The sequence below is a fragment of the Loktanella salsilacus genome (genome assembly GCF_900114485.1).
Lineage (GTDB): Bacteria > Pseudomonadota > Alphaproteobacteria > Rhodobacterales > Rhodobacteraceae > Loktanella > Loktanella salsilacus.
In genome coordinates this window covers 1-21026 of record NZ_FOTF01000019.1, presented here as the reverse complement: position 1 = coordinate 21026, position 21026 = coordinate 1, and the positions used below count along the sequence as shown (strand labels likewise).

The following is a 21026-nucleotide window of genomic DNA, read 5'->3' as shown; positions in this document are numbered from 1 at the left end:
TGACGATACGCATAGCGGGCGTAGGTATGGGGCACATCTGAAAAGGACACATTATGTCATCCCACCTAGACCCTGAAAAAATAGACCGTCTTGCCGAAGTTGCCGTGCGCACCGGTGTGAACCTGCAAAAGGGGCAGGACTTGATCATCACCGCAAACATGTCTGCCCTGCCGCTGGTGCAGCGGATTGCGGTGCACGCCTATAAGGCCGGTGCCGGTCTGGTGCTGCCGTTCTTTACCGATGATGCGATCACGCTGGCGCGGTATGAAAACGCTGATGACGCCAGCTTTGACCGGGCCGCCGACTGGTTCTACGAAGGTCTGGGTAAAGCCTATAAGGGCGGGGCTGCGCGCATGGCGATCACCGGCGACGACCCGATGCTGCTGGCAGACCAAGACGCTGGCAAGGTCGCCCGCGCGTCCAAGGCTGTGTCCATCGCTGGCAAACCCGCGATGGGCCCGATTGTCGGGTTCGAAGTGAACTGGAACATCGTCGCCTTTCCCGGTGCCGCATGGGCCGCGCGCGTCTTTCCCGATGTTCCGGTGCAAGAGGCGCAGTCCAAATTGCTGGACGCGATCTATGACGCATCCCGCCTTGATGGCGCAGACCCGGTGCAGAACTGGGCTGACCACACGGCAGAACTGAAAACCCACGTGAAGTGGCTGAACGCGCAGAACTTCGAAGCGCTGCAATACACTGGCCCCGGTACCGACCTGCGCCTTGGTCTTGCCGAAGGTCACATCTGGAAGGGCGGCGCATCGCCTGCGCTTAATGGTGTCGTGTGCCAGCCCAACATTCCGACAGAGGAGGTCTTTACCTGCCCGCACGCCTATAAGGTCGACGGCACCGTGTCCGCGACCAAGCCGCTGGCCTATCAAGGCACAGTGATCCGCGACATCTCTGTCCGGTTCGAAGCGGGCAAGATTGTGGATGCGACCGCGTCAGCAGGCGAGGCGGTGTTCCGCGACTTGCTGGGCGTTGATGACGGGTCTAGCCGTATTGGCGAAGTCGCCCTAGTGCCGCATTCCTCGCCGATCTCTCAGTCCGGAACGCTGTTTTACAACACGCTGTTCGACGAAAACGCCTCCTGCCACATCGCGCTGGGCCAGTCCTATGCGGACACGGTCGCTGGCGGGTCAGAGCTGGGCGAGGACGAATTAAAGCAAAAGGGCGCCAACCAGTCGCTGATCCATGTCGATTGGATGATCGGGTCTGGCGATGTCGATATTGATGGCATCACCCGGACGGGGGACATCGTCCCGGTGATGCGCAAAGGCGAATGGGCGTTTTAAGTTATTCGCCAAACACACCGCAGGCGATCCGGTCGCCTGCGGCACCCGACGGCTGGCTGGCGTAATCGTCAGTCCCGGCGTGCACGATGAAAGCAGAGCCGTCTTCGTCGTTCATCAGCTCTGGCGTCAACATCGCGTTAAAGAATTCCATCTTCGCCGTGCCGTCTTCTGCCACGGTGATGTTGGGGATATCGCCCGGATGCGGACCATTGGCGGCCATCACGCCGTGGTCGTGCCCGTCCGCCAAGTGACCGCCAGCGCTGGTGAAATCAGCGGCGGAACAGTCGCCGGTTTCATGCACATGGATCGCATGCTGACCCGCAGGCAGGCCGGACAGATCGATTTGGACCAGCGCCGCGCCTGATTCTGTGGGCGTGACGGTGACGGTGCCAGCGGCACCATCTGGGCCGGAAATGGCGGCGGTCATCGGCGTCATATCAGCATGTGCTGCGGCAAATGCGCCGGCGGGCAGGACGCTCAGCGCAGCAATAAGAGGAAGCATTTTCATGGGTTCAGCCTTTGTTAATGTCTGTGAGGGATCAACGCGGCGATGTGTCTGCGGGTTCCTCTTGCCCTTGGCACTGGTTTTGCCGATAACAGCGGCGGTTCAACAGGAGCACAGTCCATGCAGGCCCGTATCTATCGCCCCGCTAAAACCGCCATGTCATCTGGCACAGCCAAGACTCACGTCTGGGTTCTGGATTTCGTGAAAGACAGCGCAAGAGAGATCGATCCGCTGATGGGCTGGACCAGCTCTACCGATACGCAAAGCCAAGTGCGCCTGCAGTTCGACACCAAGCAAGAGGCGGTCGATTACGCCCGCGACCACGGTATCGACGCTGTCGTGACCGAACCCCAAACGCGCCAAGCCAACGTGCGCGCTGGCGGCTACGGTGAAAATTTCGCGACCTTCCGGCGCGGTGTTTGGACACACTGATTATGTAAATCGGGGCAAAGTTGTCGCGGAATCGGCGTAAAGATCCCGCGATGGCGACATGGCATCAGCATGTTGGGTTCAAATCTGTGCGGCATCTAAATGTAGGGATCGACGAGTCGGCTCGGATAGCCGCCTATTGTTGATTTCCGGATCGAAATGACCCGTTTTTTCATTTCGCGTTGACCCCTCTGGCTTATGATAACCTCATGGAAAATCGAAGGAATTAATGGCAGGTTGTGGGTCACGACGTTTCGGAAAATTGGGTCAATTTCTCGCACAATTCAACACCGGGTGGCCCGACAGCCTTCATCGCTGTCTGCACGATGAATACCCTGAACGATGCGCCGACTGCACGGCATCTCGATTTCCTCTTGGTCGCGGTCGAAACTTGGCTCGATGTAACGAACGGCGACCGCTCAATGTGGCATGAGCTCGGCATTGGTCGAAAGGTCGCTGAATGGTTTGAGACGGCGGCGGTCGATGATCCGTCTCTGTATGGCCAGTCTCACCCATCACGCAACCGCATCGACGCGATCCTTGGTCGTCTTGTCAGCCTGGGCGTCTCAGAAGCCCATGAGTTGGAAGTACGCATCCAAACGGAAGCGAACAGTCAAACCCCACGTTTATAAACGTTCAGACTGGACACGATGGTGCTGGACCAGCGCCACGAGGGCGTCATTGACCTGCCCCCAACCGGTACCCAAGTTCGTCCTCTCCGTCACGGTATTTCGACGACGAAGCCTTCGGGTGGTTTGTAGAGCAGTGAGCGCTTGATGCGTGCTTCGTCGATGCTTGTTCGCGCGACGAGCTCGTCCTTGAATGTGCGGAATTTCTTGTAGGACAAACGCGGGTCGATCATGAACTGGTCAAACGCGGCAAGCGGGTCGAGTGTGTATTTGTACACGCCGCCGTCGTGCTGTTTGTTTTGTCCTTCGAAATAGATCAGTCGGACTTCGGCCTCGTGTTCGAAGGCATCCCGTTTTTTAAGCAGGGACCTGGCAACCGCTTCGGCGGTCAGACCGTCCTTGAAGACCGTACGCGCGAATTTCATGAGCTTGAAATCAGGAGGATAGTCGACCTTGCCGATGAAGCAGCTATCGTTGGTCACACCCTTGTTGGCAGCGCAAAGGCTGTCGATCAGTCTGCCAACCGTTGTTCTGACTCGGACGGCATCCGTTTTCGGCGAGTAGATGCGCCACATCGCATCCGATCTCTTCTTGAGAGTCCAGCACTGGCCGTAGACATGCCCGTGGAAGGCGAATGCTCCGGTCTCGCCAGCGGCAGTGCGGACAGGCGATTTCAGGATGAAATTCTCGAACGGGTCTTCCCACATGGTCGGCTGGACCAAGGCGTTCTTCTTCTCGTCAAAGAGTTCAAAGAAGCGATTGCGCGGGAACACCCTGTAGATGGTGGTGCGCCGTGTGATGTCGCCGATAATTGTGCTGCGTTGTGCCATTTAGGCTCCTTTCACATCGAAGCCGAGGAACCGCAATGCTTTAGCCATGCGTCCGTTCATCGGCGGGCATTCGTCAGGTTTGATAGTGCCGTAGAGTTCGAGGGCGCAGAAATAAGCAAAGCGTTTCAGTTTAATCGAGCGGTCATAGATTACATCGGGGAAGCGCTGGATGAAATCGCCGGGGCCGTGCAGCAAGTAGGTCCGTGTGGATTTAACGCGGTCGACATCGTCGCTGTTCGCCTTCCAGAATTCAGCGGGAAGGTTTTTCAGGCCTCCTTTGACGAAGCGCAGCTGTTCTGTGAAGGCGTGCAGTGACATCAGGCCGTCGGTGAGTTCTTCCTTGCTGGCCGCTTCGATGGCCTCGCGTGTGCCAAATGCTCGTTTCACCGTCTCAAGCCAAGCGGCGTAGTCCTCCGGTACACTGTTATTGGCTGCATCAACCCATTCCTGCGCGTAATGCATAATCTTCTTGCGGCGGTCTTCGGCGCTGCGCAGCGGGGCAGTCTGCCATGCCTCATCGCCGATCACATGTGTCAGTCTGGCCAGATTTTATGTCCACTCTACTCCTGAATTTTGGCCAGCGTCGTCTTTAATTTTGTCTTTTCCGGACAATCCGTGACATTCACTGCGCGGTGTCACGCGTAGCAGTTCTGCACGAATGGCCGATGAGTTGGCCGTCAAGTCGACGGTCATGAACCTAATTTTGTGGCCCTGAATGATAACAGATTCGTCGAAGGTGGTGCCGACCGCGGGATGCAGCAACAGTCCCTCCGCATCGTCTGAATATCCGTCGCCGGAGCCTTCCTGTGATCGCAGATAGGCGTACATCTGGTATAGGTATCCGCTTCGGAGACTTTCTTCCCGGTACCAACCGTTTGTCACAATCGTATTGAACTTCGTATCGATGACGATCCTTCGTTGGCCGACTTTGTCATCAAGGACGATGTCGGTTCTCATCCCGGGGAGGATACGACTAATTCCGTCCGTACTGGCTGACGTTGGCCAGGCCAATGTACCGCCGGTCCTGACGTGCCAATCTGTGGGCGGCAGGACGACCTTAAAGAAGCCACCGACAGCACGCTCGAACAGTTTCCGCACCCAGCGCTCATCGCGGTCCGAAAGCGGCATTTTCTGTGACCCTGCGTTTTCGGTGGGAATGGCTAACTCGAATGCCAGCTTGGCGGCCGCGACCATCTCCTGGTCTTCGACGTCATGCCTGCCAAACCGATCCGTGCTGATTTCGCGTAACGTCGGTGGAGTGCCGGACACTCCCATCATTTTCATGTCGTTCGCTAACCTGCGGCAGCGACGGACGACGTCTGGTCGCGCTGCAATGCGCGATATCAACTCCAGTGCAGCGCGAACAAAGCGATTTCGTGGCGTATTAATTGTGAGTTCGTCGAACCTGCAGGCCACCAGTCCGCGCGACAACAATTGGTGGCGCTCTGTCTTAAGAACATCGATTCTGCCGCGCACCCGGTTGAGAGCAGCCGTTCGTGTTCTGTAGCCAAGACTTAATCTTCGGCGTTGCCGCTGTTCGACTGCGTGCGCCAATATCTCTCCCACCAAGTCGGGGAGATCATCAGGCATATCCTCAATACCATTGCCATCCATCCCTTTTATGCGGAACAGATCGGATGCGTAGAGCATCAGCAGCCAAATGTTCCTGACCGGGATTGCGCCAATATAACCGTGTTCGGGCACGGTATAGTCATCCGGCTGGATGAGAGGGGCTTCCATCACCAGCCTGCAATCAGCTTTTCAAGCGCACCTTTGGCGATCTTGGGAGAATCGAACCAGTATTCTTCCAGCAACGGGCCAATTTCTGTTTCTGCGACTTGAAGAAACCAGTCGCGCGTTGATCCTAGTTCGATGCGTCGGGGTGGGGTTACGTAGCTGTGGCCTATCCGGAACTGGGTGCCTAGATCCTGCTCTATCTTCTGATTGAGGCTAGAAATGCGCTGTTCGATTCCCGGTGCCAACTCGGGATCAATCCCACAATGCTGGATCACCCAGTTTTGCCAAGATTCCCCGAGCTTCGGTTCCAATGTTGCAAAGGCAAAGCGCCGGCGAAATGCCAGATCCACCAAAGCAAGCGAGCGATCAGCGATGTTCATCGTACCGAGGACATAAAGATTTTCTGGCACATGCACGGGCCGCCGCTTGCCGTCCGCATCTGGATAGCAGAGTTCAAGGGCCTCACTTGGAGTGCGCTTTCCAGCCTCCAGCAGCGTCAATAGTTCCCCGAATATCTGCGCAGGGTTTCCGCGATTTATCTCTTCTATCACCACGACAAACTTTGAGGTCGGGCTCTTTGACGCTGCGCGTATCGCTTCCATGAAGACGCCTTCCGCAAGGGTCAATTTGCCATCCCCTGTTGGCCGCCATCCCCGCACGAAATCCTCATACGAAAGGTTTGGATGGAACTGGACCGCTCGGATCTTGCCTCCGTCTTTTTCACCCATCAAGGCGTAAGCAAGCCGCTTGGCGATCCAAGTTTTACCCGTTCCCGGCGGGCCCTGAAGGATTAGATTCTTCTTTGTCCGCAGCCGTTCCAGAAGCCGCTCGATCTCTGCTCTAGGAAGAAAGCAACCGTCTTTGAGAATGTCGTCCACCGAGTAGGATTCAAAGATAGGATCTGGCTGTACAGCATCTTGCTGCAGATCTTCGGTATCATCAAGGTCGGCTGGCGAGGCGTCATCCGTCACTAATTCTCCTGAATCTGCCGGATCTTTGAACTGCCAGGATGCCAGCGACAACTCAGGAAAGCTGTGCACTGGGTAGCTGTCCTCGGTAAATCTGGCCCTAAGGTCGTCGATCAGCTTCAGATAGCCATTTGCATCAGCGGGCTTTTGTTGCCCTGACGTAGGAACAGGAATGCTGAGGCGCTTTGCAATATAGTGGCGAGACTGACTGTCGAGCGTGGGGAAGTTCCACGGATGGGCCCAGTAGAGGCCAGTGGAAAGGTTCCATGCAACCCCCCACACTTGCGTCGCGGCATCATAGGCGTGAGCCAGCTCGATGCGATGTTCGGGAAGATCGGAGTCGACGGACTCAGCTGCCGCGACGAAAACGCGCCAGAGTGCTTCGATGTCACCGTCGCCACGCTTTTCGGAATATGAAAAGAACCATGATCTCTGGTTGTTAAGGACGGGGATACCATCGAATGTGTCAGGAACAGGTACGGAAACGCCAAGTAGCTCGGCGATTTCAGTCGCGATCGCCTTCCTGTTCGCGTCGGTCATCGACCGATTGAATGTGCCCATTGCCGTAAAGGGGCAAATGTCCTTAAGCGGGCCTGTCGTGCCATCTGCGAATTTGTCCTGAAGGTACGAAAGACCCGTCACCTTAGTGGCGATCTGGTGAATCCCCTCGATCAAAGGCTTTCGATCCGACCGAAAATCCAACAATTTTTCAGCCACAGCCTCATAGAACTCAGTCCAGAGAAATCGCTGTCGGACCGGTCCATCGCCAAATCTTTCGCGCCAATAAGGCTCGTTGCGCCAGCGGTCGATGTCTTGCGGCTTGGCGTCAAACGTGAAGGCGATCAGCCCATCTGCACCCCAATCACCAGTTCCGGGAACCAGCCGCCAAATCACTTCACGATATGTATAGAAGTACCATTCGCGCTGAGGCTCTTGCTTGAGCCAGGATACCCGCACGCGCTTCCCGTCGTTCAGGTTCTCGGTGATCGTGCCTATCGCTTTAATAGCCATAACCGACACGTGGTTGCCACGGTTGTCGAAGGGCAAATTGTGCTTTCGAGTGAAAGTTGACTTGATTGCGATCCGGTCGCCGGGCTGCATCGAGCGAACCAAATCGAGATGCTTGTCGTCGTAGCCGTTCTCCCAGATGCCTTCACTTAGGAAACGATGGGTTTGGTCTCCATCGCTGCCATAGCTTGCTCCGACGAACCAATATGATTTCGGTGCATCTTTAGTTTCTGTCATCTCATCGCCCTTGCCGTCTTAATAAATCTTTTTTTGATTTCGTTTCGAAATGAATCACATCGGGAATTTGCCATTGGTGATTGAATTGATCAAACCTATGCAACGGCTACTCTTTGTTGATCTTGCCGCACAGTTCATCTTCGCCAGAGTGCGCATCGCGCACGTGGCCGCTTGGAGTGCTATACATGACATCCACTCCAAAGTCGTTGATGGCGTTCCCTGCGGAAAATCGTAGTAACGCCTGACGGCCGCACCAAGGCCCAGATCCTGCTGCCGCCGCAAAGATCCAAGACCTTCTGGGGTCAACGTGCCCCACTGTTCCATCAAAGCCATGCTGCTACCTCCATTTGTGTGGTGCGCGATGTGTCACAATTCATCGGGCGACACTATTGCGGTCATATCGACGGCCTCGACCGTACCGTGGTCCATCCAGTGGATAGCGACACCGCGTAGTGGGTGGTCCGGGAAATGTGTCGCGACGAGGTCGGCATAGGCCATTAACTGCCCCCAGTAGGGACCGATGCCCGCACCGCTGCCGCCACTCTTGTGATCAACCAGTAGACAGCCTTCTGAACCCCGCGCCAGCAGGTCGATCGTGCCGGGAACCTCGGCCCCGTCAGGAGTGTGGCCAAGGACCGGAACTTCACAGATCAGGTCATCGTAGCCCTGATCGGACAGCCACAGCCGCAGCGCCGCAGCGCGGGCGATGATCGGCGCGATGGTATCGGCGGGCAGGCCGGTAGCGTCCGGCAAGCGGTCGACGAGATCAGGCCGGGTCAGGCAGGTCGCCATGGCAAGATGCAGGGCCGTGCCACGGCCTGCCGTATTCAAGGTCACCGGCCAGGATTCTCCCAACTGGTGGGTGTGGCTGTCGGGCGCTGCGCTGGTGCTGGTCTTCGACGGCTGCCGCCGCCAAGGTGTGGTCGCTACAGGCTCCAGAGGCGTTGCCGCACCGAAGCGCATGTGTTCCGCGAAGACAATGGTATCAAGTTCGGTCAGCGCTGCCTGTTCCGGCATCTGGTGGACAGTTGCAGGGCAAGACGTCTTGCCAAGGGTCAAAGCGCTGGACCCAAAGGCCGGACTGCAGGCATCGGCGAAGACGTGGAACAGGCAGGTGGCCTCTGGCGCGTCTTCGGATCGGTCCTTCAAAAAATCGGGCCATTCGATGATCAGCCGGTCGCGGGCTCGGGTGAGTGCGACGTAAAGCAGGTTACGGGCGTTGGCCTCGAAGTCGGCGCGGCGGTCCCCGATGAAGCGGCGCTGCGCTTCGGGTGCGGCAAGGTTGGGGATATGGACAAGTTGTGCCGAGGCCAGCACGGCATTCATGTCGTCGATCCGGTCGAGGGCGGCAAAACGGGCTTGCGTCGTGCCGGGCCATTCCTCGATCCCGTGGTCGAACTCTGCCACGACGGTGATCGGCCATTCGCGGCCTTTGGACCCGTGCCACGTCATAATCTCGACCGCCTCGGCGCTGTCGCCGGAGGGGTCAGGATGGCGGTCGGCGTCGCGTTCGCCGGTCCGGCTGTCAAGCCATCCGAGGAAGACCTTGACCGTGCCGCCGTGAAAACCGGCGGCTGCCTTCAGGTCCCGGTGGGCACCGTCGAATTCCCGCGCCTCGGCCTCCAGCCGCAGCAGGTCCGCGCGGGCCTGACCGGCCTCTGCTCGGCTTTCGGCCCAGGGCCGCAGTTTTGCAGCATCGAGAACCAAGTCCAGACCAATGGAAATAGGTAGGCTTGCCAACCGGTCTGACAGCCCGGCAAGGCGCATCAGGACGGCATCGTCCGGCAGGCGATCGTCCAACTGTTGCGTCAAAGCATCCTGCAAGGTCAACGGATCGGGGCCGAGGGTCCGCAGCAGTAATCCCGCGTGGATGTCGGAGGGGTTCGCTGCATAGGATAGAGCGGCGCGGGCGGCCTGCACGACCTCACCTGTGCTCCAGCCGTCCTCGCTGATACGGACGGGCACACCGCGAAGTCGCAGCTCTTCGGCGTAGCGGGCAGCTGTGGTATGTCGGCAAACGAGCAAGGCAACGTCGGACGGACGGACGGGACGCGTGATGCCGCTGTGCCGGTCGGTAATCGCCTCTTTGTCCTTGAGGATGCGGGCGATCCGTTCTGCAACGTGTTCGGGCGGTTTTGAGAATTTCTGCGATCTGCGCCCCTGCGTGATGCTCAGAACCTCCAGCGACACAGCGCTTGTATGGCCGCGGGTCGGTGTAAGAGGGTTATAGCCCTTTCCGAACAGACCAGCCCCCATCGCGTTCACAAAGTTCATTACGGCAGGAGTCGACCGCCAGTTCTGACCCAATGGGCCCGTCGACTCTGGATGGGCATCCGCCAGGGCCGCCGACAGGCGCGGGTCGGCACCTTGAAATCCCATGATCGACTGCTTGACGTCGCCGACCAGCAGCGTGCGATCTGCACGGGCACCAAGCTGCCACAGCAGAGCGAACTGCACTGGGTTCGTGTCCTGGAATTCGTCGATGATCACGCAGTCGATCTCTCCCAGCACGGCGTCGCGGACACCGGGTTGGGTGCGCAGCAGGCGCTCGGCCCCCGCGATCATGTCGGCATAGTCAATCAGACCGAGGGCACGTTTCTTCGCCTCATATGCGGTCATGACCTCCTGCGCGCATGCGATCAGGCATGACAGGTGCAGTTTGGCATCCGCAAGAGGTCCGGGATGGGTCGGCAGGACATCGGCGGCCTGCATAATAGTGCTGGCCAGATCGTCATAGCCGTCGGGCAACGCGCTACCTCGCTTTGACTGGCGCAGACTGCGCAGCCGCTGCCAAAGGGACCAGTCCCTATTTAGGCACTCGGGATCATTCTGCACATTGCGGAACCATGACAGGTTCTTTTCTAGCTCAGTGCGTGCCGTAGCGGCGGTAACGGACTCTGCCACGCCATCTGGGAACTTTGCCAGCATGTCTGCGACCGCTTTCACCAAGGTCTGTCGGGCCGCTTCAGGATCGGCCAGCACATCACCATAGATGTCGTCCAACCGGTCCAGCGCAGGTTGGATCAAGCCCGGATCTTGCCCGGTATCGCCAAGCCCCCTTAGCAGATCGATCATCGCCAGAACGCGTCCGCGCAGTCCATCCTCTGCCGTGATGCCACGCCCGAAGTCGTTGACATAGCCGAACCGCTCCGGGTCGGCCTTTACCGGATCGAGCGCCTTTGCCTGCGCCAATGCCTGCCGGATCAACAGGTCACGTTCTGCATCGCCTAAGTGACGCGGCTGCGGTGATGCGCCCGCTGCAAGCGCGTGTTCCGTCAGAAGGCGCAGGCCAAGGCCGTGGATGGTGGAAACATAGGCCCGCTCGACCGCGAGCGCCTCGGAGACCAAGCCTTCGGCCAGAAGCCCCGCCCTGATCCGCTCGCGCAGTTCGCTGGCGGCGGCTTCGGTGAAGGTGACGGCGAGGATGCGATCGGGGCGCACCAGCTTGCGCTTGACCCAGTCGGCCAGCGTCGTCTTGATCCTATGGGTCTTGCCCGCGCCGGCCCCGGCGGGGACGATGGTCAGGCCGGTATCGGCGGTGCGGGGCAGGGCGGTCATTGGTCATCCTCACGCATAAAAGCGGCAATCAAGGGGGAATTCTGCAGCGCGTAAGGCGTAAAACCGGCCTCCTTGATAAAGAAGTCACGGTCGCTGGTGGTGTTCAGGACGATCTGCCCGCCACCCACCTGCGCCAGACGTTCGGTCAGGCGTGTCACCGCATGCACGTTAACGGCATCCCCCATGTCGCGCCCTTTGGCCGCCGCCGTCAGGGCGACGCCGCTGGTGAGCACACCGCCGTCGTTCATCAGATGGTAGGCAATGCCAAGCGGGCGACCGATGACGGCGTCCAAACCGTCACCTTCGCGCCTGAATGGGCGGCCGAGAATCGCGCCATAAAGGCCGACCTGCAGATCCCATCCCTTTTCCATCCGTTTGCGCCGCCCTGCGGTGGCGCTTTTCTTGTGGTCGACGATGATGACCGTGCCGTCCGGCAGTCCGAGGATCGTGTCCGCCTTCCCCCTGATCCTGATGCCGTGGGCGTCGCCGTAAAGCCATGTTTCATTGCCAAGGATGCGTGCGTTCAAGGCGATCAGGTCATTGCGCCAGCGATGTGCTGCCGCTGTGATTTCGCGCAATAGCGTCGCACGTTCCATCTCCCAGACACCGGCGCGCATGAACGGGGCGTTTCTGCGCAAGGCGGCATCGTAGGCCTCCGGTAGAGCGGCGTTCAAAGTCGCATCATCTGGAATATCGACCTCGGCCAGGAAGACATGCTCGAAGACGTAGTGGGCGATATTGCCCTTCAACATGATGTCGAGGCTTTCCGCTTGCCATCCCATGTCACTCGCACCGATCTCCTCCAGTAGCCAGGCGAGGGGGCTGACGAGCAGCTTTTCCAAGCGGCTGGGCGACTGGGGCAGGGCCGCGCCGTCCTCGTCGCGGCGCAGTTCCAGTAGCCGATCACGTCCGAGCCACAGATCCGTTGGCACTGGCAACTGGGCGGCGCAGGGCAGGACGGGGTGGGCCGCCACAGGCCAGTCGGCGGGCGGCACGCGCGAAAGGTCTACGATTAAATCCGACGCCTCTTTTAGGCCCGCGACGGTCCGTCCGATCAACGACAGGCCCGCCGAGGGGGCCAACCTGCCGCCGGCCAGGTCGCGGTAGGGGACGAGGCAGGTCACGCTCTGTGTAACCGCGCCAAGCTGTGCTTCAAACAGCGCGATGCTGCGAGCAAGGCCCTCGGTGCGGCCGCGCAGATGCAAGCCAATCATAGCCGCGATCTGCGCGATCTCGCTGTCCAGAAACAGCGCATTGGCGCGGGGACGCATGGGATAAAGTCCTTCGCTGAAATCCGTGATCAGCAGATGGCGACAGGGACGCCACGGGCTTTCATGCGCAGACCACAGGCTGACGCCTTCTAGGGTGCGAACCGGATCGCCAGCAACGCAGCCATCAACCTGAACGGCGCGCAGGATCGAGTCCCAGTCGGGCGGGCCATCGCCAGCCAAGACCGCCTGAAGCGACTGGATGCGCTGGCGCAGCGCATCTGAGTTCGTCATCCGGTTACAAATGAAATCGAGCAGCAGCCGCAGTTGCGGCAGACTACTGGCAGGCTGGCGCAGGTCGGTCCAGAGCGCGTGAAACTCTGGATCAGTCGCAAGGATCCCGCCCGAAAAGTGGCCGCCCATCACTTCTTCGGCCAGATCGCGCCCAGTTTGTGAGCCCCAAGGCATCAGCGGTGACAGGCACAGCCCTGCAAGCACCATTGCGGGTGTCGGGGGGCGCTTGGCCAGCAATAAGTGCAACAACGTCTCGCCCAATACATCGCGCGTGGGCAGGGCGGCGGGCAGGCCGGACAGGGGCACACCCTGCGCGGAAAACGCGCGGGCAAGGTCCTGCGGATCGCCCGCGATCAGCACTGCGATCTGGCGGGCCGGCACGCCATCGTCAATCAACGAACGGGCACGGGCGGCGGCGAAATCGGCGCAGGCGGCAGGGTCGCGCAGACCCCAGACCGCCAGCGTTGCGTCCTGCTGCATCTGGGGCATGTCGGGCCGCGTCAGCCCGGTCTGGATCGCGTCGATCAAACGGTCTGATCGCTGCGGAGGGGCGGGCTTGGCCGGCACCGATCTGAATTCGGCTTTGAGCCTGTCGTGCAGCGCCTTGATCGCAGGCGGTGCCAGCGGATCGAGAGAGCCATCGACGACAGGCAACGTCGAGAGGAACTGACCATGGGGCAGGTCCAACACATGACGCGCCGTGGCAAGCCCTTCCGGTAGGGCGTCGCCTATCTCGCGCCACAGTGCCACAAGGGCCGTAAGGTGACGCTTTGCCCGCCCGTCCGGCATGGCAGAGATGATCGGCGGCCGCAGGTCAGACGTCCCAAGAATGACATCCTGCAACGCGCCTGAAACGGCGGCGATGGTCTCAACCGGGGCATTGGCAAAACTCTCAGCCCAGACGGGGTTCGGCGTCGCGGCGATGGCCTTGCCCAGGGAGTAGGGTTCGGGTTTTGGCGCGAGGGATAGGTCGGCAAGCCGCGTATCGGTCAGGCGATAGTGCAACCCGGACTGGGGATCGGCGACGTCGAACGAATAAAACATGACTGAACCTTTAAATAGACGTCGCGTGAAAATTGCTTTGAGCGCAGATTAAATGTCAACCGAACGACCTACTATGGCTGTTCCAATAGTTGCTCTCAAAATGTCTACCTTGAGTTGTGGTGCCGCGTCACCTGAAATAGTAAATTTCTGTGATGCAGCAGGATGGAATGCGTCCGATTCTTACGTGTCGATCAATCAGTAATTTTCCAGAGTGAAAAAACGCACTGATGAAGAAATAGCTATAGATCCCAACGGTTCCGCTGCTATCAATGTGCTCATAATATTTCGCAACTTTTTAGGTGGTTATACTTATGGGTTCATCCAGTTGGTCCAGCAAATGACGCAACCAGCAGCAAGCGCAGGCAGTGTCGAGCTTACGAAGGTCTTTCAGGTCATTGATGACGCTCTACCGCTTCGAAAAATTGAAGCGCTTTTAGACCGAACTAATTTGTCCGCAGATGCCAAGTCAGTAGTTTTAGATGTCGCGCGTTGCACCGCGGTAGTGGGTGGCAACGTCATCGCGATTGGCCGAAAAATCGTAAGTTTTGCAATGGAACTTGCCAAAACGATACCAAACACTCTGTTCGGCGTAGCTTTGGCATTGGTCATAACGTTACTGATCGGCGGTATACCGGTTTTCGGTGCAATCCTTGCCGGATTACTCAAGTCCATCCTGTTGATTTTCGGAATAGCACAGGGCGCAATCGCAGATATGCGGGCCGGCGACTTGGGGGGCAAAGTAGAGAACCTTGTCGCACAGTTCGCGCCATTGAAAGGACATGTTCAATGACAACCATTCACACTGATGAAGAGCAGGTCCACAGCTTTAATGAAGTGGAACAGGTTGTCGCCGACACCCTCCGTTTCAAGCGAAAACTGGCGATTGGAGGGGATGCCTATGCGTCGCTTCGTATCGCCAAAAGTGCTCAACAGATTTGGGATGTCGGCGGTGTTGCTGCGTCCGGAGGAGGCCTTGCAGCATCTACGTTTGTTGCGTCGACATTCTTTACTTCTGGTGGCTTCATGTCGGCAATTGGTCTGGGTGCAGCCGCCGCGACCCCTGTTGGTTGGGTCATCGGTGCGGCAGTGGCATCTGGCGGTGCCTATTATGGCGTAACGCGGTTGTTCAGGGACTATGGTGATAGCCGTGTTGAAGTCATACCGAAATTCATCAACACACCCATAGATTTGCTTGGTGCTTCGCTCATGGACATGTTGGGTGCCTTTGCCTTGAAGGTCGCAGCAATCGATGGTGTGGTCGATGCGCGCGAGATTACTGTCGTTCAAGAATACTTCGTGAAGGAGTGGGGGTTTGACCCCAAATACACCGATAGCGCCATTCAAGTATTAATTGAAAACGCGCCACAAAATAGTATATCCGAGATGACCAAAGCATTCGCTGCTTTTGCAAAGTCGAACCCGGACTGCAACTTTCAGGCAATTCGACGCGAATTGGTGTCGCTGTTGACGGAGATCGCCGAAGCAGACGGCAAAATAGGCGAGCAAGAAGAGCTTGTCATTGATAAGGTTGCACAGATTTTAGACCAAGAGGCCTCTGTCACGAGCTACGTCCGCGAAATCGCAGGAGCGCCTTCAAAGGCATTCGGTTGGGCATCGCGAAAGGTTTTCGGTCGAAAGGCGACGTGATCGGCTTCGTTGAGGCCGGTTGGTCTGGTTGCGGTGATTTCTCCCCGTCAGTAGTGCAGCAATTGAGATGCTGCTCGACTCGCATTTGGGCCTCAATTTTCAAGATAGTTAAGGCGCTTGATGTATGGGCGGCTTGCTATGGTTGAATATGCATAATAATATTAAATAAGGCTGGTATATTGAGGCTGGCAGAAATGGGGATATAAAAACGCAGGCAATTAAGATTTTCGCATATATTTGTTTCGGTTTTTCGGCGCTTGGACTAATGTTAGCGTTGGTTGATAACTCTTTCTTTATTGTTCACGCACTGGCAATGTTTATTACGGGCGTTTTGCTGATGGCTTTAGATAAAATTATTTCGACTCTTGTCGAGATTAGAGACGCATTGCTGGGTAGCAACCCTTTAGTGCTCGAACATGAAATAGCGGTTGTTGGTATGATTGATGCAGACGCGAGGCCAACACGTTCTCTTCAAGAACTTTCCGCAGACTTGGAAAAACTAAGGCAAAGATTGTGATGGCGTTGAGTGGCTCGCCATTTGCTGGATAAGTTTTGGCATAACTTAAGCTATTGTTTGCAGCTGCTGATCTGGTTGTGCAGAGTCACTGCTCTGTCGATATGACCACTGCTGGTGGTCGCCCGCCAAGGTCTGTATGCCAGCCAAATACAAATAGATTTTATTGACAGGCGAAAAGTCAAGAATGACGGGTGGATAACGCGATTTGCAGAACCGACAAGCCTCATTCATTCAACACATCAGCCTAAACTAACCCTCTATAGCTGAAAATTGGCGTGCCATTTTTGCGAGCTGAGCCACGTCTAAGGTGATGCCCAGCGCCATAATCTTTGAAAAAGCCACTTTTTTTGAGTGCTGCCACCCCTTACTTTCGGTGGTGGACGTATAGGTTCACTGTCATATTTAAAAGGACTGTCAAGAATGACGACTGCTAGAGCTGTGAGACTTGCTGTTGGAGCTTTCGTACTGATTGCTGGCATACTGCCTAGCATGGCCGCGGCTTGGGTGTCTGGGAACCTCAACCCTACGACTTTTGGTGCGTTGAAGGTCGCAGTATATGACGATGCCTATGATGGCTGCTGGACGAACCTTGGCGAGGCGAAGACCTATGCGGAAGACAGGCTCCGAAATCTTGGCTATATTGTTTCTGATGATGTCAATTTCCATGAAGTTGCAATATCCGTAAATACAAAAAGATATGTAAACGGACTCTGCTATGGAAGTATTGATATACAAATTTTTAGCTCGGAAGTCGTAAATGGGATTTATGGAAACTTTGAAGTTGCATACTCGAAAGCGACGTTCATTGTGCCCGGTAACATTAACCAAGAAGCTCTTAATCAGATAAGAATGATGACTGATGAGATGCGGGCGGCACAAAGATAGGGTCCAGTTTTTTTCCAAAGGTCGTTAATATGAGCGGGTAGGGGAACCTCGTATGAGCTCGAAGTCGACTGAGAAATGGCGCGCAAGGCTGGACCACTTTTCATCGAGCCAGTTGATTGGCGATTTCAGGGCGCTTCCTCTTTTTGAAGTCGATTCTGCGAAATGGCTTCGAAAGCATACGGACGGCTCGCACGATGCCGCTCACCGGGTCTGGTCGCCCCGGGAGATCCCGAACTACCTTTTACGTGACATGGTTCGTCTCCCTTGTGCATGAGCTCTGCGATCCGTCGCAACCCTCGTTTCAATGTGCACATCGTGGAGCTATGCTTGAATTTGGGTGACGCGCATCATCAGGCGGCGCGGTTTTCGGTGTCGTTGGTCACTTCGACACCGTCGTTGAATTTGATTCCTTCGAGAACCTTTGGCAACTGATTTCTGCCCTTGAGGCGCAGCCATTTTTTCGATGCTGCCTGAATGAGGGTGAAGACCATCAGCTTTGCGGTCTTTTGTGACAGCGCCCCTTTGGTCCTCACCGTTCGGTGCCGAACAGTGGCGAACACGCTTTCAATCGGGTTCGAGGTGCGCAGATGGCCCCAATGCTCAGCTGGGAAGTCGAAGAATGCAAGCATCGCCTCTTCGTCCTTTGTCAGGCAGGCAACACCTTTTGGGTATTTGACGCCATACTTTTCGGAGAAAACTGCCAACGCAGCATCGGCTTCTGCGCGCGTTCCGGCGTGCTGGATGTCGTCCAGATCTGACTTGACCGCCGGGGCCATCTGCTTGGGAAAACAGTTCTGGACGTTCTTTACCTTATGCACCCAACACCGTTGGTGCTTTGTGCCTGGAAACGTTTTGTCCAGTGCGTTCCAGAACCCCATGGCTCCATCCCCAACCGCAATTTCCGGTGCGACGGACAGCCCGCGGCCTTTGATGTCGGTCAGCAACTCATGCCAGCTCTGCGCGCTCTCCCGCAGGCCGACCTGAAAGCCGATCAGCTCTTTCTTGCCCTCCGGTGTCGCGCCGATGATCACCAGCATGCATTCGGCATTTTCCTCCATCCGCGCCTGAAGATAGACGCCGTCCGCCCAGATGTAGACGTAGTGGCGGGCAGACAGATCCCGCCGTGCCCAGGCATCATATTGAACCTGCCATCCGGCAGTCAGACGCGAGATGACGCTTGGCGAGAGGTTGGGCGCATCCGGCCCCATGATGGCCGACAGCGCGTCCTGGAAATCGCCCGTCGATATGCCCTTCAGATAAAGAACAGGCAGCAGCGCGTCCAAGCTGATCGAGCGGCGCGCCCATTTCGGCAGAATGTTCGAGGTAAAGCGGATCTTTTCTGCCCCATCAGAGGACGCCATCCGGTCGCGCACCTTGGGCCGCCGGACATCCAGAGCACCGATCCCCGTCTGAATCTTCCGTTCAGGGCCAAATCCATGCCGCACGATCCGCTGACGCCCGTCTTCCAGCTGCTCATCGGCAAAACTGGCGACAAAGGCATCAGCCTCGGCCTTCAGCGCTTCCGCCAGCATCCGACGAGCACCTTGCCGAGCAAGCTCTGTCAACGGATCGACGATCGTTTCCGATTGGCGAAATGGCAGGATCGTTGTATCTTCCTTCATGGCGTATCGCTCCTTGTGAGGTTCTGTGTTGAGCGACAACCATCTTGGCCGGTGCCGACAACCACCTTGGCCGGTGGGGCTGGACGGAAGACGGGCTTGCCCGTCTGGAGGGTAGCCCCACCGGCCTGATTGATTTTGGGAATAGGTGCTGGTCGCTGCGGGTTGGTAAACTGGGATCCTCTGCCGTCAAACGGAGGATCAGGATTGGCCTATCAACTCATCACCGACCAGCAATTGAGAGTATACATGACCGACCTCCAAAATCACAGTCAGCGCACCGCGGCTGCCCGCGCCGGGTTCAGTGAACGGACCGCCCGACGTTTCGATGCTGACCCGACCCTGCCTTCCAACCGCAAGAGTGTTCACGCACGCACGGTGCCGGACCCCCTTGAAGACTACTGGAAGAGCGAACTTCTTCCTTTGTTGGAGAACGACAGTGCGTTGCAGGCTGTCACCCTGTTGCGTCATCTTCAGGGCGAGCATCCCGTGGCGTTTCCAGACGATCGTATCCGGCGGACCCTGGAGCGGCGGGTGCGGCAGTGGCGGGCGCTGAACGGTCCTGAGCGCGACATCATCTTCCGCCAGACACCGGAGCCGGGATACATGGCTCAGTCCGACTTCACCCATGCCGATGAACTGCGGGTAATGATCGCGGGACAAGCGTTCCCGCACCTGCTCTACCACTTCGTCATGGTCTACAGCCGGTGGGAACATGTCGGCGTGGTTCTCGGCGGGGAAAGCTTCACGGCGCTGGCCGAGAACCTCCAGCAAGCCCTCTGGTCACTGGGCGGCGTGCCGCAAAACCACCGAACCGACAGCCTCTCGGCCGCATTCCGCAATCTGAACATCGATCAGCGCGAGGATATAACCAAGCGCTATGATGCCTTTGTCGGCCACTACGGCATGGATGCCAGCCGTAACAACCGGGGTGAGGCCCACGAGAACGGGGCGGTGGAATCCCAGAACCGGCATCTCAAGACAGCTATCGATCAGGCGTTGATCCTGCGCGGCAGCCGCGACTTCGCATCCATCGAAGACTACCGGCGCTTCGTCGACATGCTGGTTGCCCGGCGCAACAAGCAGCGGGCGATGCCTGTGCAGGCGGAGCAGACGCACCTGAAGCCTTTGCCGCAGCGGCGCACCACTGACTTCACCGAGATCGTGGTGCCTGTCACCCGCACAGGTGGCTTCCTGGTCAAAAGCATCTTCTACAGCGCACCGTCACAGCTGATCGGTCAGCGCCTGCGTGTCCATCTGTACGATGATCGCATCGAGGCGTTTCTCGGCGGCACCCTCGTCGTCAACCATCCCCGGGCCCGCGGGCGCGGCGATGGGCATCGCGTCCATGTCATCAATTACCACCACGTCATCCATGCTCTGCGGCGCAAGCCACAAGCCCTGTGGAGTTCGATCTACCGTGACAGCCTGTTTCCCCGCACCGAATACGCCGAAGCGTGGAAGGTGCTGCAGCGGGACCTTCAGCGCCGCGACGCCTGCCGCCGAATGGTCGATCTGCTCTCCATCGCCCATGAACAGTCCTGTGAAGCGGAGTTGGCGCATTTGCTGGCAGCAGACCTCGACGCTGGTCGCGTGCCGGATCCCAAGGCCCTGGTGTTGCTGTTGGCTCCAAAGGCCACAGCATTGCCGAAGGATGTCGCTGTCGCCCATCCCTCTCTGGACAGCTTCGATGCGCTGCTGGGGGCAAGCGCATGAGCGCCCGCGAGATCGACATCCACACGCTGCCCAGCATGCTGACCGCGCTGCGACTGCCCAGCTTCCACAAGCTCTGGGCCGAGATTGCCACCCGCGCCGATACCGAAGGCTGGCCAGCCGCTCGCTTCCTTGCCGTTCTGGCGGAATTTGAACTGGCAGAGCGGGACATGCGCCGCATCCGGCGCCATCTGAACGAGGCGCAACTCCCCGCGGGAAAGACATTGGCAACCTTCGACTTCAAGGCCTTGCCCACCTTGCCACGTGCTCGCGTCGCGGCCTTGGCAGCAGGCGACTGGCTGGATGGTGGCGGCAATCTCATTGCAATCGGTAATTCCGGGACCGGTAAGACGCACATCCTCTGCGCCATCGGCCATGCTCTGATTGAGGCAGGCCACCGCGTCTTCTACGCCAGAACCAGCGACCTGGTGCAACGGCTTCAGGCTGCAAGACGCGATCTCGTTCTTGAGGCAGCCCTGGCCAAACTTGATAAGTTCGACCTGATCATTCTCGACGACATCACATATGCCCACAAGGATCAGGCTGAAACCGGCGTCCTCTTCGAACTGATTGCCAGGCGCTACGAATACCGCAGCATCGCCATTGCCGCCAACCAACCCTTCAGCGGCTGGGATCAGATCTTCCCCGACAAGGCGATGACCGTAGCGGCCATCGACCGCCTCGTCCATCACGCGAGCATCCTCGAGATGAACGCCGAAAGCTTCCGTCAGCGTGCCGCCGCCTCCAACAAAAGGGCACAGGCCGAAACGCCGCCGACAACCATCACCGACAACCAAAACGAAGGAGACACCTAACCAGAAACATTGAACGACACGCCAACCTCAGCGGCCTGAAAACCGGCCAAGATGGTTGTCGCGCGCGGACAAGGTGGTTGACGCTCTACAG

Annotated in this window: 17 protein-coding genes; 9 read left to right on the top strand and 8 right to left on the bottom strand. The window is 57.8% G+C overall.

Annotation, left to right across the window (positions count from 1 at the left end; genetic code table 11):
• The first annotated feature begins 53 nt into the window (after positions 1–53).
• Positions 54–1292: an aminopeptidase gene (locus tag BM131_RS15040; RefSeq protein WP_090190806.1), complete on the top strand. Its 1239-nt coding sequence runs from the start codon at positions 54–56 to the stop codon at positions 1290–1292.
• 1 nt (position 1293) lies between these two features.
• Here BM131_RS15040 and BM131_RS15035 read toward each other — a convergent pair whose 3' ends face one another.
• On the bottom strand, positions 1294–1800 hold the full coding sequence (locus tag BM131_RS15035) for a superoxide dismutase family protein (RefSeq protein WP_090190804.1): 507 nt from the start codon (positions 1798–1800) through the stop codon (positions 1294–1296).
• A 117-nt stretch (positions 1801–1917) separates the two neighbouring features.
• On the opposite strand from BM131_RS15035, the gene BM131_RS15030 reads away from it, so the two are divergent.
• Entirely contained in the window at positions 1918–2229 is a 312-nt protein-coding gene (locus BM131_RS15030) for an ETC complex I subunit (protein WP_090190802.1), read from the top strand.
• A 236-nt stretch (positions 2230–2465) separates the two neighbouring features.
• Positions 2466–2858 carry a hypothetical protein gene (locus BM131_RS15025; RefSeq protein ID WP_090190801.1) on the top strand — a complete coding sequence of 131 codons (393 nt, stop codon included), beginning with the start codon at positions 2466–2468 and terminating at the stop codon, positions 2856–2858.
• Positions 2859–2947: 89 nt separating this feature from the next.
• Here BM131_RS15025 and BM131_RS15020 read toward each other — a convergent pair whose 3' ends face one another.
• The 6 genes from BM131_RS15020 to BM131_RS14995 form a co-directional block, all read right to left on the bottom strand.
• Positions 2948–3685 (bottom strand): DUF2971 domain-containing protein, encoded by a 738-nt coding sequence (locus BM131_RS15020; protein WP_090190799.1) that lies wholly within the window; start codon positions 3683–3685, stop codon positions 2948–2950.
• Positions 3686–4213: a hypothetical protein gene (locus BM131_RS15015; RefSeq protein WP_090190797.1), complete on the bottom strand. Its 528-nt coding sequence runs from the start codon at positions 4211–4213 to the stop codon at positions 3686–3688.
• Between the two features lie 21 nt (positions 4214–4234).
• A complete protein-coding gene (gene mcrC, locus BM131_RS15010; protein WP_090190796.1) occupies positions 4235–5425 on the bottom strand; it encodes a 5-methylcytosine-specific restriction endonuclease system specificity protein McrC in 1191 nt (396 codons plus the stop codon).
• Positions 5425–7635 carry an McrB family protein gene (locus BM131_RS15005; protein WP_090190794.1) on the bottom strand — a complete coding sequence of 737 codons (2211 nt, stop codon included), beginning with the start codon at positions 7633–7635 and terminating at the stop codon, positions 5425–5427. The genes mcrC and BM131_RS15005 overlap by 1 nt, the downstream gene beginning before the upstream one ends.
• A gap of 366 nt (positions 7636–8001) precedes the next feature.
• Positions 8002–11193 (bottom strand): UvrD-helicase domain-containing protein, encoded by a 3192-nt coding sequence (locus BM131_RS15000; RefSeq protein WP_090190792.1) that lies wholly within the window; start codon positions 11191–11193, stop codon positions 8002–8004.
• A complete protein-coding gene (locus tag BM131_RS14995; RefSeq protein ID WP_090190791.1) occupies positions 11190–13739 on the bottom strand; it encodes a PD-(D/E)XK nuclease family protein in 2550 nt (849 codons plus the stop codon). The genes BM131_RS15000 and BM131_RS14995 overlap by 4 nt, the downstream gene beginning before the upstream one ends.
• A 211-nt stretch (positions 13740–13950) precedes the next feature.
• On the opposite strand from BM131_RS14995, the gene BM131_RS14990 reads away from it, so the two are divergent.
• The 4 genes from BM131_RS14990 to BM131_RS14980 all read left to right on the top strand — a co-directional run bounded on the left by BM131_RS14990 (position 13951) and on the right by BM131_RS14980 (position 16788).
• The gene (locus tag BM131_RS14990; protein ID WP_139222644.1) at positions 13951–14529 is read left to right on the top strand and encodes a hypothetical protein; all 579 of its coding nucleotides are present in this window, start codon (positions 13951–13953) and stop codon (positions 14527–14529) included.
• A complete protein-coding gene (locus tag BM131_RS14985) occupies positions 14526–15386 on the top strand; it encodes a TerB family tellurite resistance protein (RefSeq protein WP_090190787.1) in 861 nt (286 codons plus the stop codon). Before BM131_RS14990 ends, BM131_RS14985 begins: the two co-directional genes overlap by 4 nt.
• A 265-nt stretch (positions 15387–15651) precedes the next feature.
• A complete protein-coding gene (locus tag BM131_RS20005; RefSeq protein ID WP_139222643.1) occupies positions 15652–15903 on the top strand; it encodes a hypothetical protein in 252 nt (83 codons plus the stop codon).
• Positions 15904–16323: 420 nt separating this feature from the next.
• Entirely contained in the window at positions 16324–16788 is a 465-nt protein-coding gene (locus BM131_RS14980; RefSeq protein ID WP_090190786.1) for a hypothetical protein, read from the top strand.
• Positions 16789–17138: 350 nt separating this feature from the next.
• Here the strand turns inward: BM131_RS14980 and BM131_RS14975 are convergent, their stop codons facing one another.
• Positions 17139–18410 (bottom strand): IS256 family transposase, encoded by a 1272-nt coding sequence (locus tag BM131_RS14975; protein WP_139222642.1) that lies wholly within the window; start codon positions 18408–18410, stop codon positions 17139–17141.
• 246 nt (positions 18411–18656) lie between these two features.
• Here BM131_RS14975 and istA point away from each other — a divergent pair, with 246 nt between their 5' ends.
• Together istA and istB are read left to right on the top strand one after the other, a co-directional pair.
• Positions 18657–20123, top strand: a complete 1467-nt coding sequence (gene istA / locus BM131_RS14970; protein WP_090190784.1) for an IS21 family transposase — start codon at positions 18657–18659, stop codon at positions 20121–20123.
• The gene (gene istB / locus BM131_RS14965; RefSeq protein ID WP_090190782.1) at positions 20120–20935 is read left to right on the top strand and encodes an IS21-like element helper ATPase IstB; all 816 of its coding nucleotides are present in this window, start codon (positions 20120–20122) and stop codon (positions 20933–20935) included. Before istA ends, istB begins: the two co-directional genes overlap by 4 nt.
• The last annotated feature ends 91 nt before the right edge of the window (positions 20936–21026 follow it).